The 19,503-nt window shown below is 43.8% G+C and carries 17 protein-coding genes; all 17 read right to left on the bottom strand.

Going from position 1 to position 19,503, the window contains the following annotated elements:
• Positions 1–48 precede the first annotated feature (48 nt).
• Complete coding sequence (locus SATMO3_RS15520) at positions 49–1,182, bottom strand: anaerobic sulfatase maturase (protein ID WP_371370647.1); 1,134 nt, start codon at positions 1,180–1,182, stop codon at positions 49–51.
• Between the two features lie 173 nt (positions 1,183–1,355).
• Positions 1,356–2,669 (bottom strand): MFS transporter, encoded by a 1,314-nt coding sequence (locus tag SATMO3_RS15515; protein WP_371370646.1) that lies wholly within the window; start codon positions 2,667–2,669, stop codon positions 1,356–1,358.
• Between the two features lie 98 nt (positions 2,670–2,767).
• Positions 2,768–4,270 carry a sulfatase-like hydrolase/transferase gene (locus SATMO3_RS15510; RefSeq protein WP_371370645.1) on the bottom strand — a complete coding sequence of 501 codons (1,503 nt, stop codon included), beginning with the start codon at positions 4,268–4,270 and terminating at the stop codon, positions 2,768–2,770.
• 232 nt (positions 4,271–4,502) lie between these two features.
• Positions 4,503–6,218: a dihydroxy-acid dehydratase gene (gene ilvD / locus SATMO3_RS15505; protein WP_371370644.1), complete on the bottom strand. Its 1,716-nt coding sequence runs from the start codon at positions 6,216–6,218 to the stop codon at positions 4,503–4,505.
• A gap of 249 nt (positions 6,219–6,467) precedes the next feature.
• Positions 6,468–7,166, bottom strand: a complete 699-nt coding sequence (locus SATMO3_RS15500) for a FadR/GntR family transcriptional regulator (RefSeq protein WP_371370643.1) — start codon at positions 7,164–7,166, stop codon at positions 6,468–6,470.
• A gap of 139 nt (positions 7,167–7,305) precedes the next feature.
• On the bottom strand, positions 7,306–8,403 hold the full coding sequence (locus SATMO3_RS15495) for a threonine synthase (protein ID WP_371370642.1): 1,098 nt from the start codon (positions 8,401–8,403) through the stop codon (positions 7,306–7,308).
• 416 nt (positions 8,404–8,819) lie between these two features.
• Positions 8,820–10,241: an amino acid permease gene (locus SATMO3_RS15490; protein WP_371370641.1), complete on the bottom strand. Its 1,422-nt coding sequence runs from the start codon at positions 10,239–10,241 to the stop codon at positions 8,820–8,822.
• 503 nt (positions 10,242–10,744) lie between these two features.
• Positions 10,745–11,146, bottom strand: coding sequence for a hypothetical protein (locus SATMO3_RS15485; protein ID WP_371370640.1), 402 nt, complete (start codon positions 11,144–11,146; stop codon positions 10,745–10,747).
• A gap of 12 nt (positions 11,147–11,158) precedes the next feature.
• Positions 11,159–12,160: a flotillin-like protein FloA gene (gene floA, locus SATMO3_RS15480; protein ID WP_371370639.1), complete on the bottom strand. Its 1,002-nt coding sequence runs from the start codon at positions 12,158–12,160 to the stop codon at positions 11,159–11,161.
• Between the two features lie 128 nt (positions 12,161–12,288).
• On the bottom strand, positions 12,289–13,599 hold the full coding sequence (locus SATMO3_RS15475; protein ID WP_371370638.1) for a nodulation protein NfeD: 1,311 nt from the start codon (positions 13,597–13,599) through the stop codon (positions 12,289–12,291).
• A gap of 501 nt (positions 13,600–14,100) precedes the next feature.
• Positions 14,101–14,553, bottom strand: coding sequence for a GatB/YqeY domain-containing protein (locus tag SATMO3_RS15470; protein WP_371370637.1), 453 nt, complete (start codon positions 14,551–14,553; stop codon positions 14,101–14,103).
• Positions 14,554–14,572: 19 nt separating this feature from the next.
• Positions 14,573–14,749, bottom strand: a complete 177-nt coding sequence (gene rpsU, locus SATMO3_RS15465; protein ID WP_021167731.1) for a 30S ribosomal protein S21 — start codon at positions 14,747–14,749, stop codon at positions 14,573–14,575.
• 95 nt (positions 14,750–14,844) lie between these two features.
• Positions 14,845–15,192 (bottom strand): histidine triad nucleotide-binding protein, encoded by a 348-nt coding sequence (locus SATMO3_RS15460; RefSeq protein WP_371370636.1) that lies wholly within the window; start codon positions 15,190–15,192, stop codon positions 14,845–14,847.
• Positions 15,193–15,300: 108 nt separating this feature from the next.
• Positions 15,301–16,620, bottom strand: a complete 1,320-nt coding sequence (gene mtaB / locus SATMO3_RS15455) for a tRNA (N(6)-L-threonylcarbamoyladenosine(37)-C(2))-methylthiotransferase MtaB (RefSeq protein ID WP_371370635.1) — start codon at positions 16,618–16,620, stop codon at positions 15,301–15,303.
• On the bottom strand, positions 16,620–17,360 hold the full coding sequence (locus SATMO3_RS15450) for a 16S rRNA (uracil(1498)-N(3))-methyltransferase (protein WP_371370634.1): 741 nt from the start codon (positions 17,358–17,360) through the stop codon (positions 16,620–16,622). The genes mtaB and SATMO3_RS15450 overlap by 1 nt, the downstream gene beginning before the upstream one ends.
• An 11-nt stretch (positions 17,361–17,371) precedes the next feature.
• Entirely contained in the window at positions 17,372–18,310 is a 939-nt protein-coding gene (gene prmA, locus SATMO3_RS15445; RefSeq protein ID WP_371370633.1) for a 50S ribosomal protein L11 methyltransferase, read from the bottom strand.
• A gap of 37 nt (positions 18,311–18,347) precedes the next feature.
• A complete protein-coding gene (gene dnaJ / locus SATMO3_RS15440) occupies positions 18,348–19,493 on the bottom strand; it encodes a molecular chaperone DnaJ (RefSeq protein ID WP_371370632.1) in 1,146 nt (381 codons plus the stop codon).
• Between the last annotated feature and the right edge of the window lie 10 nt (positions 19,494–19,503).

Genomic DNA, 19,503 nt, shown 5'->3' with positions numbered 1-19,503 from the left:
TACTACGCGCATCATCATATAAGAAACTAACGGCGAGGTTAAGCCTGTTCATAAACTGATTTTTCGTCCGCCGGAGTATCTTCTGGCCAATTCGTAGATTCTGGGACCTGCATATTCAAAAAACTCCCTGTAGGCTTCACAATGGTAGTTAAGCGCCGGCAAATTTTTCGCCAAAGGCTCACGCTCTCTTCTGCAGCCACCCCGGCAAAAATTCTCCCAACGGCATAGCTTGCAGTTATGCTCAATGTATTGCGAACCCTCAATAAATTCTTTAACAATATTACTTGTTGCCAGTTCCGCAAAAGATAAATTCTTAATATTGCCGATATGCCACTTATCAATTACATAAAAATCACAGGGATAAATGCCACCGTCAGCTTCCACAACAAACTGAAAAGAACATTTTCCTGACATTCCACAGGCTTCCGGCTGTAATCCCATCGCCAAGCCGACAATATTGTCAAAGTAACGGATACTGACTTTATTTCCCTTGGAAAGATCTGTATACCATTCATCAAATAATCTTTTTAAAAAAATGGCATATTTTTCCGGCGTTAGCGAGTAATTATAGCCGCCATGGGGTTCACCTAACGGATCTAAACAGGGTATAAACTGCAAATAGAAAAAATTATTTTTCTTGTAAAAGTTGTAAATCTTGCTTACATGCCTCGCTGTGTTTGCCGTAACTACACACAAAATATTATATTCAACCCTATAATTATTAAGTAGTTGCACCGTCCTCATAACCCGTGAAAAAGACCCCTTATGATTAGCGCCAATCCTATTATAATCATGTATATCTTGAGGACCATCCAATGAAAGACCTACCAGAAAATTGTGTTCGGCAAGAAATCTAGCCCAGGCAGCATCAATAAGCATGCCGTTAGTTTGCAAAACATTGTATATTTGCAAGTTTTTCACATTGTACTTTTTCTGAAATTCAATAAGTTTTTCGTAAAACTCCAGGCCTATTAGCGTGGGTTCACCACCCTGGAAAGCAAAAGTACAGGAATACTCGGCACATGCAAATACTTTTTCAACTAGTAGTTCCAGTGTTCTATTATCCATCATCCCATAAGAATGTGTCTCCCTATTTTCGGCGATGGAATGATAGAAGCAATAATTGCACCGTAAATTACAATTACTTGATGCCGGTTTTATTAAAACATTAATTTGCGGCATTATACATACCTGTCTTTTCTTTAATATTAATATCTAACTGGTTTCAATTCCTCAAAACCCCACATTTTTAAGAGCGTTTAAAATAATTCGCTACAACCCTGGAAAATAAGCTTTTCCAGGGTTGTAGGATAAATTCATAAAATAGTTATTGAACTATGATATAGGGCTTCTCTTTAATTGACTTTCTTGAGTTCAAAGCGTTTAATCTCTCCAACAACAACCAAATAACAAATGATAGCCACAAGCGCATTGGCTCCTACGTAAGCAAGTGCTCCATTAAAAGAACCTGTTCCGTGGACAATATATCCGATCACAATAGGAGTAATAATACCTGCCAAATTTCCAAAAGAATTAAACATAGCACCACTCAGACCGAGGATTTCTTTTGGTGCAGTATCAGAAATAACACACCAGCCGATAGCCCCGAATCCTTTGCCGAAGAATGCCAGTGACATCAGGAAAATAACAAGACCTTCCGAACTAACATAATTACAGCCAACCATTACCATTGACAATAGCATTCCGGATACAATCGGAACCTTTCTTGCAACCGTTAAAGAATAACCTTTTTTCAGCAAGTAATCGGAGAATATGCCACTTAAGATTTGTGCAGTAAACCCGCAAACTGCCGGCAAAGAAGCGACAAAACCGGCTTTCAGGATTGACATACCGCGGGCTTGTACCAAATAAACCGGAAACCATGTTAAAAAGAAGTATGTCAACACATTAATACAGTATTGACCGATAAAAATTCCCATTAACATGCGGCTTTGGAGAAGCTGCTTGATATAAGGCCATTTGGGTTCATTATTCACTTCAGTTTTTGAATCCAAATTAACCATGCCGCCGCCTTGCTCAATATATTCCAGCTCGGCAGAATTAATCTTCGGATGTTCCTTCGGGCCATAAATAGTTTTTAACCAAACAAAGGTCAAAATTATACCGATAGCCCCCATCATTATGAAGTTTTCTTTCCAGCCGAAGGATTGCGTCATCCATGCCATAATCGGAGAGAATATCACAGTTGCTCCGTACTGCGCTGAAGCAAAGATAGACGCTGCCGTTCCCCGTTCTTTAGCAGGAAACCAGGATGCCGTAATTCTGCTGTTCGCCGGATACGCAGGGGCCTCAGCAAAACCGATAATAAACCTTAACGCAAAAAGGGTAATGACTACCGCACCACCAGTCAAAAAACCAACGAACCCCTGGAATAAAGTAAATAGCGACCACAAGAAAATACTATAGGCATAAACCTTTTTAGAGCCAAAACGATCAAGGAGCCACCCGCCAGGAATTTGGGCAAGAACATAAGCCCATGAGAAGGCCGAGAATATATATCCTAGTGAAACTGCATTAAGTCCAAGATCTTTTTGCATAGACGTAGCACCAATTGACATTGCAGCCCGGTCCGCATAATTTAATGAAGATACTAAAAACAACATAAATACAATAAACCATCGAACATTGGTTTTTTTTATACTAACCATAATCAAACCTCCCACATATTACACTAGTATATACTTGGCTCCGCTTTTGCTTTTATTGCCTGCAAGTGCCTATTCCAACAACAGTTAATCCCAAGATTTTAGCGAATCCCACGCTGTAACATTAAATCTCTGTTATTTAAAATACCGCAGTTTTCCTGAATCGGTTTATATTCAAAGGTTTTTGCCGGCCGGCCTACAAGTTCGCCGTCTTTCATCCATTCAAGATCACTGCCATATAAATTCGTTTTTAAAATCGTAGTTAATTCTTGTTTCACGGCTGTATATGAAGGGTTCTTGGATAGATCCGCCATTTCGTCCGGATCATTCGCCAAATCAAAGAGTTGAATCTGGTTTCCAATTGGGTAGTAAATTAATTTATATTGTTCTTTACGAATCATTCTGGTGGCTCTATCATCTTCCCATAGTTCACCATATACATAATCACGCTTGTTGTTTTTATCCAAAAGGGACATTCCTTCCACTGTCTCAGGTATAGGGAGGTTACACATGTCAAGCAAAGTAGGCATCATATCTTTTAGCTCTACCAGCCTGTCATCAGTTGCGTTAAATGCCAAGTCTTTGCAATCCAAGGTAGGAACGATAATGAATGGTACTTTAGTTGAATCCTCGTAAAAGTTGTTTTTGCCCCATAAATTATGATTACCGAGCATTTCCCCATGGTCGGAAGTAATGGCGATGATCGTATTGTCAAGTACCTTTTCATCTCTTAAGGTGCCTATTATAGATCTTATGGCATAATCAACCTGAGTGCAGGAGGCGTAAAATCCTTTTCGGGCTTCTCTTAGGTATTTTTCAGTTTTTATATTGTAAAGGCTGCTATAATATTGGGCAGCATATGGGTAATACTCCGGGTCTCTGGCCCACTCACCAACATGCGGCATATCAATCTCCACGTCATTATACATATCCAAAAATACTTGAGGAGGAACAATAGGCGGATGGGGTGCTGTAAAACCGCAGTACCAAAAAGCCGGTTTAGTTGGGTCTCTGCGAATGATTTGTTCACACATTTGTCTTGATGTCCAACTCGTTTGGTGCAAATGCTCTGGCAGGTGCCACGGTCTGGTAATGTAATTGTTATTTGACATACCATGAGCAAAATCCAAACCAGTATACCCTTCCCTATTAATAAATCGAGTATAATCATCTTCTCTCATCTCATTGGGAAAGTTTACCTTCCTGCCTTCTTCATTTAGGATGACATCATCGAAGCCTATGCGGTCTCTTTGTGGGTAGACATGCAGTTTGCCAACTCCGCAAGTCTGATATCCGTTATCGTTAAATGTTTTGGCAATAGTTGGCAGTGCATCCGGCATTTCCAAGTATTCATTGAATTTCCGGTCGCCGTGTGTTCTTGAACAGGTTCCAGTCATTAGCTCCCGCCGAGCAGGTATACATACAGGAGTTGGGCTGTACGCATTTTCAAATATCACACCTACTTTGGCTAACTCATCCAGGGTAGGTGAAAGAAAATTCTCTTTGCCGATACATCCTAATAAATTTCCCGGCCATTGATCCACGGTAATCAGTAAAACATTCTTCTTTCCGTGAGTGCGGTCGTACTTTTGGCTCTTTTTCAATTTTGTTCCTCCTTAATTACAATTATCGAATATTACGATTTTAAGAAATTATTAAAACAATCATAGCTATACGATCGTCCATTCCCTTATCCTCAATTCACCGAAATTGGTATGATAAATTTCATTATTTGTATGATGAATTATATTATAAATCTCCCTCCGGATGGAATAGTGGCTATTTAATTAAATTACAGGTTTGGGACCACCCATTTGGAAGACGAGAATTAATCTACTATTTCATATACCCGCCTTTCATTGGCGAAACTGCATGTTCAGAAAATATTTTTAAAACGCCGGATTTATATTTCGGTTCCCTGGGTTTCCACCGTGTTTTACGCTCTGCCAAAATGCGTTCTACCTCCTGCTCATTTTGGCACTCGCCATTAATACCGACAATTCTAAGTGTTCGATTCGGAATATCTATCTCAATTAAGTCGTCTTCTTCAACCAAAGCAATAGGTCCGCCGTCCGCCGCTTCCGGGGAGACATGTCCGATAGCCGGACCTTTGGATGCGCCGGAATACCGCCCGTCTGTAATCAAAGCGATGGATGCAGCCAGCAGCGGGTCCGAAGATATCGCTTCCGTAGTGTAGAACATTTCCGGCATGCCGCTTCCTTTAGGACCTTCATAACGAATAAAGACAGCATCTCCCGGTTGGATTTTATGCTTAAGGACCGCCTCAAAGGCATCTTCTTCGCAATCATAGGGTTTGGCTTTTAAAACAGCTTTAAACATCTCTTGGGGTACCGCACTGTGCTTAACCACAGCACCCTCCGGCGCGAGATTTCCCTTAAGAATAGCTATTGTTCCATTCTTGCCGATCGGATTATCAAAAGAATGAATCACATCAGTATGCTTTAGTCCGACCTTCCTTAAATACGTATCACACTTCTCATAATAGCCGTTATTTTTCAGTTCCTCAAGGTTTTCTCCTAGTGTTTTGCCGGTAACCGTCATCACGTCAAGATGGAGCCTACTCTTGATTTCTTCCATAATACGCGGTACACCGCCTGCATAGTAGAAATATTCTGCCGGCCATTTTCCCGCCGGACGGATATCGAGTAAATAGTGAGCCATGCGGTGCATCCGGTCAAACATTCCTGCATCCACTTCAAGGCCAAATTCGTGTGCCACTGCAGGAATATGCAATAATGAATTACTGGAACCGGAAATAGCTGCATGTACCATAATGGCGTTTTCGAAGGATTTAAGAGTAATAATATCCCGGGGTTTTATGCCGCGCTCGGCCAATTCAACCGCCTGACGTCCTGCTCGTTTTGCTACCTCATTCAAATCTTTGGACGTAGCCGGCATCAGTGCACTGCCCGGTAACATAAGGCCAAGGGCTTCTCCCATAACCTGCATAGTGGATGCCGTTCCCATGAAAGAGCAAGCACCGCAGGACGGACATGCATGTTGCTTATAATAGTCCAGTTCCTCCTCGCTAATTTCTCCTCGCAGACACATAGCGCTATACATACCAATCTGTTCCAGAGTTAGTAAATCTGGTCCGGCTTCCATTACGCCACCGGTTACAAGGATTGAGGGAATATTAACACGGCCGATTCCCATCAAATGCGCTGGCACAGCCTTATCACAACTGGATATAAACACCGCAGCATCAAAAGGAGTAGCATTTGCATGTATTTCAATCATATTGCAAATGGTATCCCGCGAGGTTAAAGAATAGTTGATCCCGTCGTGTCCTTGAGACATTCCATCACATATGTCGGTAACAAAATAGCGTGCTGCTTTCCCCCCTGCCTCACAGACAGCGTCTGCTGCCTCATTAACAAACTGCAGGAGGTGTGCACTACCCGGATGGCTGTCTCCAAAAGTGCTCTCAATCATAATCTGTGGTTTTGACAGATCTTCCGGCTTCCATCCCATGCCAATTCGCAATGGATCCATTTCAGGTGCAATTTTACGAATATGCTGACTAATCATAATATGTATCGGTCCTTCCCAAAGTGGTATTACCTCTTTTCAGAGTCAGTATACTATTTATATGAGTTTTAGTCAATATATTGCCGAAATTTAGTAAATTATAGAGTTAACCAGTCTGATGACTATATTTTATCGTCATTATAGGTATTACCTCTTTAAATCAAATATTTACTATAAAGTTGTTTCTAAACAAAAATAACCATCCAATACCGCAAACGGTTAGGATGGCTACTTATAAATATCAGAATTCTAGTCGGAAGTTCTCAATCCCTCGCGCAGACGGTCACGGTTATAGATTAAGTGTAAATACATGGCATCCGATGCCGCACTTACATCCCTAAGCTTAATGGCATTAAGTATAGCACGATGTGTTTTCATTGTTTCTTCACGCAAGGTACTGCCTGTTTCTGTCACAAACAGATTAATTGCACTATGCAGGATTGGCATGAGATTCGGCATTATTAGGTTGCGGCTGCACTCCGCAATTCTAATATGATATTCCACATCTTTTTGAATATGGGATTGACCCGACAAAATACATTTATCTACCTCATTGCATAAACATTCCAATTCCTCAATATCTTTATCTATTGCGTATTGTGCGGCCAATGCCGCAACATGCGGTTCTACCCAGATACGAAACTCAAGCAGATCTTGGATTAATTTTTTTTTATCTTTTATGAAGGTAAGTCCTAAAGGGTCATCTGGAACTCCATTCTTTTTCGAAATAAAAGTACCTGCTCCATGCCGCACCTCTAAGACATTGCGAGATGCTAAGATCTTTATTGCTTCCCGCACTGTACCGCGCCCAACCCCGAGCCAACTACCCAATTCCCGTTCGTTGGGTAGCTTATTCCCTTCTTTTAATTCTCTATCAAAAATATACTTCATCAGGCGCTCTGCTGTCTGTTCAGTGAGCGTACAATTGTTTTTAGTGTTATTCGTCATATGATACCTCTCCTTGAAGGTAGTTAAAACTTAACTTGAAACTATTGTAACGCATATTAAAAAAACACACAATTTGTTTACAGGGAATTAGATCGATAAAATATGACGGAAGTACTATTATGAACTTTCTTTCGCTCTCTTAATGATCAGACTTAAGCCCCGCGCCGCACATAGGAATCAAGCAGTCCTCTATTTTTCCGTGCATTTCACAGAATTTTAAGTAGGCAGCGTAATTGGCTGCGGTTGTGTGTTCGCAATAGACTCCTTTGGCCGCAAGGGTCATCCTTGCTTCCAGTATGCGGTCCTCCGGCGCAGTAATGACTTTGATATCATATTTGTAGATATATTGCAGAATTTCTTCACTTCGCATCGGTACACCGATGGAGATTCCCTCGGCGATTGTCGGTTGAGGCGTCGTATTCATTGCAGCCCTTTTGGCTTTGACAAGTACAGCTTTGACGAACGGATCGCAATGCTCGCTTTGCACGGCAATAAGCTGCGGCATTTTTTCAATTACGCCGCTTTCCAGTAATTCTTCCAAAGCCTTAACAATGCCGATTACCAAAGTACCGTTGCCCAAAGGTATCACGATATGGGCCGGAATTCTATGCAATTGTTCATAGGTCTCATAGATATAAGTTTTGGTTCCTTGATAGAAGAATGGATTATAGACGTGATTTGCGTAATACTTTCCGTCATTAGCCACTTTGTCTCTGCAGACATCTGCGCAATGGTCCCGCGATCCAGGCACAATATTGACATGCGCCTTGTGCGCTTTGATCATATTGACCTTCTTGGGTGATGTACCTTCCGGTACAAATATCTCACAATCAATACCGGCTTTGGCGCAATAAGCCGCCACACTGTTTCCGGCATTACCGCTGCTATCTTGGACGACGGAATCCACTCCAATCGCTTTACAATGCGTTATCAATACGGCTGCCCCTCTGTCTTTAAAAGATAAAGTCGGCATAAAATAATCCATTTTAAGTAGCACATCTTTATTAAATTGAACGATTGGCGTCATGCCTTCCCCCAGGCTGATCTCGCGCCATTGTTCGCCTTTCAGGGGCATGAAGGCACGATAGCGGAAGATGCTCCACGTATCCCGGTCAACTAAGGCTAAATCAAACGCCGGTGGCTTGTAATCCAGCTTCCAAAGTCCTCCGCAGTCACACTTCGCATTTCGAGTAGCCACATCCTCAGTGGTTCCACATATCGAACAAACATATTTCACTGTTCACTAACCTCCGCAATCGATTTAAACTTTATCTAAATTTTATATATTTTTTTATATAAAATTTAGCATTAATTAAAGATACAGTCAATTGTATTGCCAAAGAGTTTAAATGAGGTATTGATTTTGTAAAACTAATTTTTTCAAAAGTTATGCAACAAACAAAACAAGGCAATATTGGCACAGGGATGCTACACACTTCTCGCAGTCACGGCCGGCATATAATAAAGAAAACATGGCTTGCGCCGGGCTTTTGGCGAAAGCGGAAGCCGATGTTGCCCTTATCCAGGCGAAAGTTATACTTTCTATCAGGATAAAAAAACTCAGGAGTGCTGAAAAAGCCGCATATTCCTGAGTTTTTTTATTCATATTTTAAGCTGTGACGATTTTCATAAATTTATTTAAAGTTTGTGATACTAACCTTTTATTATGCACGTCTCCTTGCTTACTGTATCTTTTTCTGATTGTCGTAAATTGCTGTGCCGATAGCCATAGCCGAAATAAATAACTAAACCGACGGCCATCCATATTGAATACCGAATCCAGGTTTGGGTAGGCAGGCTATACATGAGATAGGCGCAACAGAGGATAGCTGCCGGCGCTACAAAATTGACGGCCGGACAGCGGAAAGGGCGATGGACATCAGGCGCGGTTTTACGCAGAATAAGCACACCAATCGCGGTTGTTAAAAAAGCAAGAAGAGTGCCGATATTAACCAGTTCAGCAATAATATCAACAGGAGTTAAGCCGGCTATAACAGCAACAATAATGCCGGACACGATAGTTACAATATGAGGGGTTCCATATTTAGGATGGATTTTACAGATGCTTGCGGGAATCAGGCCATCACGCGACATGGCAAAAAAAACTCGGGTTTGGCCGTACATAACAGCCATTAATACAGTAGTAAGACCGGCAACGGCTCCGGTGCCAACAACAGCTGCCCCTATGTTATACCCTATCTGGCGCAAAGCAAATGCTACAGGTTCAGCATTGTTCAGGTTTTGGTATGGGATTACCCCAGTAAGCACTGCTGCAACCAACATATACAAAATGGCGCATACGACAAGAGAACCGATAATGCCGATAGGCAAATCACGATTGGGGCGTTTGCACTCTTCGGCCGCTGTTGCAACACAGTCAAAGCCAATATAAGCCAGGAAAATGGTTGCCGCGCCAGTCATCACTCCGGAAAAACCAAAGGGTAAAAAAGGAGACCAATTGGCGGGATTAACATTGGGACCTGCCAGAAATAAAAAGATAAACACGGCCATTAGTTTAACACCTACAAGGATCCTGTTGATAGTGGCGCTTTCTTTTGTTCCTCGTACTAAGAGTATACTTATGAACAACAAAATCAGCATGGCCGGTACGTCAATCACGCCACCATCAGCAGCAACAGCGGTAAAGGCTTTGGGAATCTCAAAGCCTGCTGACTTAAAGAGTCCGGTCGTATAGGCTGACCAGCCGGCAGCTACCAGACTGGCGGCCAGAGAATATTCCAGAACAAGGCTCCAGCCCACAAGCCAGGCAAAAATTTCCCCCATTGTTGTATAAGAATAACTATAAGAGCTTCCGGCAACAGGCACGGCAGCGGCCATTTCGGAATAGCATAGCGCACAAAAAGCGCAGGCAATAGCAGACAAAAGCAAGGATATAATAATACCGGGACCGGCGTATTTTGCGGCAACGACGCCTGTAAAGACAAAAATACCTGTACCGATAATGCAGCCAACACCCAAAAATACCATATCCAAGGCTCCAAGGTTTTTTCTCAGGCTTTGCTGCTGGCTATTCCCCGCCAAAGGGTAAAGGGGTTTTGTGCGAAATAAATTCATGTAATTCCCTTCTTTTCCAGTAAAATTAATTGCGGCATATTTTAGAACTACTTCTAAGACGTATATCAAGAATCGCCCTTATTACCGTTTAACAATATAACACATTTACAGAGTGAAATCAAAGAAAAAGTATATATATGGAGGAAATTTATATAAAAGTACTCCTGTGAAAAACATTCTAAAACCTCTCAACTCTCCGTAAAATTTCTATACTTCACAAGGAAGCCGGGAATAAAGCAGAAAAATGACCCATACCTTTGCGACCTGGATAATACTGATTTTGAATCAGATCTTTCGCAGGTTCTCTCAAAACTGCCAGTATTTGCTTGTCTTTTACAGCTCTAACTCTTTGTAAAACCCAATCCAAGCTTTTTGAAATAAAGAGTAAGAAAAAGAAAAAGCTTATAGACCTAGATGATTCAATGGTCTATAAGCTATAACACTCGCGTTTCGAATAAAAAACGGGTAGTGTCCCTGTTTTATTCAAAATTAATTTAAGTATTTTATTTAGACTTTGCGCGTTGCATCCATATAGGCCGGTAGGCACGAGGCGGCTGGATGATTTCCGCAAATACAAAGCCGTTTTGCACCAGTTGCGGAGAAAGCCGGCCTTGCCAGGGAGAAACCGTCTCGGTCGTATGCGGCACAACTACCGGCGCCGGCATAGCCACAACTGTTTTTTTCGGTAAAGCCCATGTCTCGCCTGTGTCCGCATGATAATCCAGGCCCGGCTGCAGCGCAGGCTTGTAACCCGGTTCGGCCGTTTTTGGCTTTAGGACGACCGGCGGCGGTACTTTGTCAGGGATTTCCGGATATTCATATTCCTTTGGCTGCTTTCGCTTTTTTAGCAGTTCGGGCACAAGATAGAGTAATAACATTAATAAGAGTGGTAAGAGGGAATCCATAGCTTCACCTGCCTATTTTTTAGGTTCATCCGACTTGTTAACTGTATCTACCGGTCCGGCTTTGGCAATAGTTTCTCGCATTTGAGTATCTGCCAATACATTGTTCATATTGTAATAATCCATAACACCAATGCGTCCTTCTTTCAAAGCCACGGCAAGCGCTTTTGGCACATCCGCCTGGGATTCGACAACCTTGGCCTGCATTTCCTGCGTGTAAGCGCGCATTTCCTGTTCGCGGGCTACTGCCATCGCCCGGCGTTCCTCCGCTTTAGCCTGCGCTATGCGTTTTTCTGCTTCAGCCTGATCTGTCATTAATTCGGCGCCAATATTGCGGCCGACATCGACATCGGCAATATCAATGGAGAGAATTTCAAAAGCCGTGCCGGAATCCAGACCTTTAGTCAATACCGTCCGGGAAATGTGGTCAGGATTTGCCAGTACTTCTTTGTGATCATCTGTCGAGCCTACCGTTGTAACAACACCTTCGCCAACTCTGGCCAGAATGGTGGCTTCGCCGGCGCCGCCCACCAACCGGTCAATATTGGCTCTTACCGTAACGCGGGCTTTTACCTTAAGCTCAATACCATTTTTTGCCACCGCCGATACGAACGGTGTTTCAATAACTTTAGGATTAACACTCATTTGCACAGCCTCGAGAACATTTCGCCCGGCCAGATCAATAGCCGCAGAGCGTTCAAACGGCAAAGGTATTTCCGCCCGGTGTGCGGCAATTAAAGCATCGATAACCCGGTCTACATTACCTCCGGCCAGGAAATGAGCCTCAAGCTGATTAACATTGACATCAAGACCGGCTTTATTAGCTTTAATTAAAGGCATTACAATTTGACTGGGAGGAACCCGTCGCAGCCGCATACCGACAAGTGTAAATATACCGACATTTACGCCGGCTGCTAACGCCGAAATCCAGAGACCTAGCGGGACGAAGTGAAGAAAGACGCTGATCCCCACTATTACCAAGAGAATAAGAATACCACTACCAATCAAAGCTGACATATATAACCTCCTATATCATTATTATGTAGTATCAAAAAAAGATTTACAGACAGGGTGTTAAGTAAAGTTACGGTGCCAGCGGCGAAGCGTTGCTAACAGCCTGCTTGAAAGAACGTCTATGGGGGATTTCATACAGATTCCACCGGACGAACAACAATACGGTTACCGGTTATATTCACCACCTTAACTAATGTTTGGGGCTCGACAAATTGCCCTTCAGACACGACATCCAGTTGAACACCATCAATAATCACGGTGCCGGCAGGTCGCAGCCCGGTAGGCGTTATTCCTGTCTTACCAAGATAAATACTATAATCCTGACTGCTGCTAAAACCTGCATTTTTTGTCTCTGCATCCTTTAAAATCAGGCGCGACCACAACTTACTTGACGGCAGACTTTTAGCCAGCAACAAAAACAAGACTATAGCAATAAGGAGACTAATGCCTAAAAGGTTGACGGCATCCGCGTTTGCGCCCAGCGACAAAAACAAGCTGGCAAAAACAGCAATAATGCCGCTAATACCAAAAATGCCAACTCCGGGCGTATAGAGTTCAACCAGGATAAGTACAATGCCGCCGATAAACAGGACAATCTCCAGCCAGCCGGCAATACCTGTAAGCCACTGACTGCCAAAAAACAACATTGCCGCTACTAAACCAATCATGGCGGCTACTCCCATCCCGGCCGTTTTTATCTCAGTCAATACTGCCAGAAATATGATGGACATTAAAAATGACTTAACGGTAGGATCAGACAGCCAGCCGGCCAGTTTTTCCTGCCAGCCCGGAGTATGTTCTACTATTGGGTTACCGGCAAAACCGAAATGCGCTAACACGGCTTCTCTGTCAGCAGCTACAATATCGGCGTAGGCTACCTTGGTTGCCTGATAATCGGTAAGCGCCAATATTTGTCCTGGTTCAGCATAGCCCGGAAAGCCAAGAGATTTGTCAACCATAGCCTCGGCAACTTGCGGATTGCGGCCGGTTCTGTTAGCAGTGGCGGCAAATTCAGCTTTTAACGCCGCTACTGTTTTCTCAGTAGTCGGGATAGGCTCAGCAGCACCAATACTTCCCCCTGGCGCAATGGCAATATGTTTATGCGAAAGGGCGATAAGCGCCCCGGCAGACCACGCTCTGTTTTTTATGTAACAAATTGTAGGTACCGGGGAGTTGATAATCATGTCCCGAATACTGACGGCCGCATCAACCAGGCCACCAAATGTATCAAGCTCCACTAATAAAGCCTCAGCCTGTTTACTCTCCGCATCTTTCAAAGCTTTATGAACAAGCGCTGCCTGGCCGGCGTTGATCTCACCTTTGATTGAGACGATGACGACAGGCCCGGATTGGGCTGCCGCCGGCTTGTCCATAAGGCACAGGGTAAATAACATAGTTACAATTAGTATAACTACAGTCCGCTGATAACCTGTACGCCACATATGCTCACCTCAAACTGATCCAGTATTTTTACCACTTCTTATTAGTGTATTCGCCAACGGCAAGCAACATTCCTTGTTTTTTTCCAAATAGCTGTAAAATGTCGAAAGTCTGAAAATTATTTCTTATTGTTATATACTTGACTTGTCGATTAGTGTATGTTATTGTCTTATTATAGTTTAAGTGAAGCTTTCGCAGCATAAATCCTACCAGAAATCATAGCTACATTTACTTCATTGTCTACAGCTTTTATTCAGCAGCAATACCAGTGCTTTCACAGTATTTATTTGCAATATTGAATGCGGCACATATAACAGCAACTATCCTACTACTACATCCATATTAAATACAGCAGTAAAAGTTCAAGTACTTTTGATAATATGCTTCACTGACTAAAAAAAAGACAAGCTTAGCTTGTCTTTTTTGTTTTATATTTTTTAGGCTTCCTGTTTTATCAGTAAAAACCAAAATCCGGCGTTAAAAAACGCCGGATTTAAATCTTTTTACTGATTTAATAACTCGCGTACAATATTGTTTACGAGTTTGCCGTCAGCTCGACCCTTAACTTTTGGCATCAATACAGCCATAACCTTGCCCATATCTTTGGCGTTAACGGCTTGTGATTCTTTAACAGCTTCTGCCACAAGCACACGCACTTCTTGTTCACTCAATTGTTGAGGAAGGTATTGCATCAGAATGTCGATTTCCCGTTCAAGGTTTTCCACTAAATCAGGGCGATTACCTTTTTTAAACTCTTCGATCGAATCCCGGCGCATTTTGACTTCTTTAGCCAGTACATCGAGGACTTCCTCTTCGGAAAGCTCTTTCTTTTTGTCGATTTCTACATTTTTGATATTGGCACGAACCATGCGTATAACAGAAAGCTTTAGCTTGCCAGCTTCCTTTTCCTTCATGGCCTGCTTCATATCGTCTGTTAATTTGTCTTTAAGAGACATGAAATTGATACCTCCGAAACTAGTTAAACTTACGTTTACGTGCTGCTTCGGATTTTTTCTTACGTTTTACGCTAGGTTTCTCATAATGCTCGCGTTTTCTAACTTCCGCAAGAACCCCGGCTTTTTGGCAGGTACGCTTGAACCGGCGGAGTGCGCTGTCAAGCGTTTCATTTTTGCCTACTTTTACTTCAGACATCTGATCTCCCTCCCTCCACTAGAACCATTACGAGGAAGTGTACTTGAATAACATACACCTAACTATTATACATCAAAAAGTTGAATTTGTCAATATTAACCTGGAGGCCAAGTCATAAAACGACCACCAAGTATATGGAAGTGAAGATGATACACCGTTTGACCACCATTATCCTTGGTATTGATGATGGTCCGGAAGCCGTCCTCAGCCAAACCGGCCGTTGCTGCTATTTTTGGTATTGTTGCCATGATATGACCAAGTAACGCCGCGTCTTCCGGCGCAGACTCAAGAATATTGGCAATGTGTTTTTTCGGTATAACCAATAAATGTACAGGAGCAACGGGGTTTATATCAGGAAAAGCAATAAGCTGTTCATCTTCATAAACGGTATTTACCGGAATGTCTTTGGACGCAATTTTGCAAAATATACAGTCCTGCTGCATAGGTACACCCTCCCCTCCGCAGTAGATAGTAATATACATTTACACGCTAAAATATTCTGCCTGACCGAACAAAAATCCTGCCGAAAATATGGTAAAGGAGAAATTTATTCATATCATTCTCCCCCAAAGCCCGTCTTTATATAATCGTTCAAGCCTGACAGGATGTATTTGACCAATACTTTCCTGAGCGCCACATGTATATACGCGTATGTAATTGCCTGTCAAACCGGAAATCACACCCTCCGGTTCACTTGTTTCCATCAAGACATCTAATTCCCGGTCAATGAATGACTCGCAAAAAGTTCTGCTTTGTACATCGGCGAGATTCTGCAGCTGTTGTACCCGTCGTTTTTTTTCAAACTCCGGTATCTGTCCGGGAAGCCTGGCAGCGGGAGTGCCTGTACGGCGGGAGTAAGGAAAGACGTGGATTTTGGCAAATGCCATTGTGCGTATAAAAGCTAACGTACTCTCAAACAGCTCTTCACTCTCTCCGGGAAAGCCAACAATGATATCGGTCGTTGCAGCTAACCCAGGCAGGCGAGATTTTATGCCTGTAATTAAATCGCGGTATTCACTGGTTGTATAGTGCCTGTTCATGGCTTTTAAAATCTTGTCATTGCCGGATTGCAGCGGCAAATGCAGATGCAGGCAAAGACGCGGATCTGTTTGCATTAAAGAAATTAAGCTTTCAGATACCTCAATGGATTCTAATGAGCCTAACCTAAGACGCTTAAGCCCTTTATTGCCGGCAGTTAAAACAGCATCAACCGCATCTACAAGCGAGATTTCCTTTCCATCGAGGGATAAATCGCGTCCAAAAGCACCTAGATGGATGCCGGTAAGTACAACTTCGCTAAAACCGGCGTTCACCAGCTTTTCAGTCTCAACTGCTATACTGGCTAAAGCTCGGGAACGAAGCGGCCCGCGAGCATAGGGAATAATGCAGTAAGTACAAAAGTTAGAGCAGCCTTCCTGGATTTTTAAAAAGGCCCGCGTCCGTCCCGGTATCGAGAAAAGCGGTATATCTTCAAATTCACTGGCCTGCATAATATCGGCAACAGCGTTAACCTGCACTGTACGGTTGTTAGCCAGAACAGCCTCGACCAAATCCACAATTCTGGCCCTGTCCTGTGTGCCAACAATGACATCTACGCCTTCTATCTGTGCTACTTGATCCGGCGAAATTTGCGAGTAACAGCCGGCAACGGCAATAACAGCATTCGTGTTTTGGCGGCTGGCCCGCCGGATAAGCTGCCGTGATTTTTTTTCACCCAGATTGGTTACTGAACAAGTATTTATAACATAAACATCGGCTTGTCGGTCAAAGCTAACCACTTCATAGCCGCGCGACTTAAAAAGGCCTTCCATAACTTCTGTCTCGAACTGGTTTACTTTACATCCCAGTGTTGTAAACGCCACTTGCCGCATTACGAGCCCCCCAAATCACCACATTCATACATTACCGAAACTAAAGCAGCCAGCGCTGCTGTTTCGGTCCGCATGATCCGCGGCCCCATAGAAACAATTTTGGCTCCATGCTGCTGACATAAATTAACCTCACCGGAACTAAAACCGCCCTCAGGCCCGATAAATAGCATGCAAGCTTGCTTCTTGCCTGCGGCAAGCACCTGTTTCAAACCCTCAGCAGCTTGTCCTTCGTACAGCATAATTTTATGTACAGAAGCAAATTCCGAGTTTGCAAATATATCGTTAAGAGCCATTACAGGGTAAATATGTGGAATATGACTCCTGCCGCATTGCTTTGCGGCTTCACGGGCAATTTTTTGCCAGCGCGTGACCCGATCGGCCTTTTTAGCCGCATCATATTTAACCACACAGTGTTCGGTCGCTGCGGGAATTATTCCATAGACTCCGAGTTCAACCGCCTTTTGCACGATAAAATCCATTTTTTCACCTTTGGCTAATCCTTGGACCAAGTAGACCGCCAAAGGTGGTTCTGTGTTATCTTCAACCGTTTCCAGCCATTTGAGCTGAACAAGCGTTGCGTTAGCCTGGGTAATTTCGGCTATGCAGCCTTTGCCGTCGGCACCGGTTAACAAAACCCTGTCACCGGGAGTAAGTCTTAATACCATAGCAATATGCCTGGCATCATCACCGGTAATTGCCATTATTTCACTGACTGGCGTATTTATAAAGAAACGGCGCATCCAAGCGCCTCCTAGCGGCAGTCGCTGCCAGCCAAAATGGCTGCCCAGCCGCCCTCTTCAGTAACTTTGTCAACCACAAATCCGTGTTCAATAAGCGCTGCCGTGACATCACTCAAACGTTCGGTAATAATTCCGCTCGCAATAAACAGGCCGTTTTTTTCCAGCCGTTTTTTGACGTCAGGCAGCATTTTGATAATAATATCAGCAATTATATTGGCAACAATGACATTTGCTGTTCCATCCACACCGGTCAGCAAATCGCCCTGGGTAATATCAACAGTCTCCGTGACTTTATTGAATGCTGCATTTTCTTTAGCAACTCTCACAGCCACCGAATCCAGATCAACCCCGCGGACCCGGGCAGCCCCCAGCTTGGCCGCAGCCACAGCCAATATGCCGGAACCGGTGCCGACATCAAAAACAGTATCTGCCGGCTTGATTACCTCTTCCAAAAAACGAACGCACATCGCAGTCGTATGATGAGTTCCTGTTCCAAAAGCCATGCCTGGATCCAACTCGATAACAATATCGCCTTCTACCGGCAAATATTCTTCCCAGGACGGCTTTATGACAATATGTTCGCTTACCCTTACAGGATGAAAATATTCTTTCCAGGAAGAAGCCCAGTCTTCTTCCTGGACTTCCCGGCAGTTAATGCAGCCGCGGCCTTTGTCAAGATTATGTTCCTGCAACCTGTTGACACGGTCTTCAAAAACTCGCAGTTTGTCATCCAGAAGATCATCAACAGGCAAATATGCTTTAATAGTTACAACCTCTGTATCCAATTCCTCGGGGATGTCGCAATAATCCCAGCTTCCTGAACGCCGGTAGCTATTGATTAGTTCGGGGTCTTCGATTACAACCCCGCTTGCGCCCAGGTCATGGAAAATATCGGCTACTGCTTCCGTAGCCTCATGGGAGGTTTGAATGCTGATTTCAGCCCATTTCATGCGCCATCGCCCCTTAAACTTCAATTAGCCAATTACATTACACACCAAAGGCATCTTTAAACTTTTTAAAGAAGCCTTTTTCTTCAGCCGTCGGCTCTGCGCCGCCGGCTTTAGCAAACTCTTGTAAAAGTTCTTTCTGGCGGTCAGACAGTTTTTTCGGAGTAATTAATTTCACCCGGACATGCTGATCGCCGCGTCCATGACCGCGCAAATGGGGTATTCCTTTATCTTTTATGCGAAAAACTGTGCCTGTTTGTGTACCCTCCGGTATTTTAAGCTTGACTTTGCCGTCAAGGGTTGGCACTTCAATTTCATCGCCCAGGGTTGCCTGCACAAAATTAATCGGAACTTCGCAGATAACTTCATTGCCTTCCCGTGTAAACAGTTTGTGCGGTTTTACGAAAAGATAAACATATAAGTCCCCGGGAGAGCCGCCGCGTTGTCCTGCTTCGCCTTCATGGGCCACCCTAAGTCGTGAACCATTGTCAACACCGGCGGGAATTTTGATTTTAATTTTTCGTTTGACTCGGTTTTTACCCCGTCCACTACACTCCGTACACGGTGTCTTGACTATTTTGCCTTCCCCGTGGCAACGTTCACAGGTTCTGACATTTACCATTCGTCCAAACGGGGTATTCTGCGTAACCTGAACCTGGCCGGTCCCCCGGCAGTCAGGACAGGTTTCAGGATGTGTTCCCGGCGCAGCACCCGATCCCTGGCATGCGCTGCAATCTTCCGTCCGCGGTATCTGAATTTCGGTTTCTAAACCAAAAGCGGCTTCCTCAAAACTAATCTCCATATCATATCGTAAATCGGCCCCACGCTCAGGCCCGTTCTGCCGTCCGCCACCAAACCCGAAGCCCGCCTGACCAAAAAACATGTCAAAAATATCAGAAAATCCACCGGCGCCGGCGCTACCGCCAAAACCGCCGAAGCCACCGCCGCCGCTAGCGGCATCGAACGCAGCATGACCAAATTGGTCATACTGCGCCCGGCGCTCAGCATTGGATAGAATTTCATAAGCTTCATTGACTTCCTTAAACTTTTCCTCGGCTTCTTTGGGGTTATCGCGATTTACGTCAGGATGGTACTTGCGGGCCAGTTTGCGATACGCCTTTTTCAACTCGTCTTCAGACGCATTCTTGGCTACACCCAGCACTTCATAATAGTCTCGCTTACTCACTTCACACCAT

It is taken from the genome of Sporomusa aerivorans, assembly GCF_041428895.1.
GTDB classification, from domain to species: domain Bacteria; phylum Bacillota; class Negativicutes; order Sporomusales; family Sporomusaceae; genus Sporomusa; species Sporomusa aerivorans.
The sequence above is the reverse complement of the archived record's forward strand: the minus strand, read 5'-3'. Positions and strand labels throughout refer to the sequence as shown.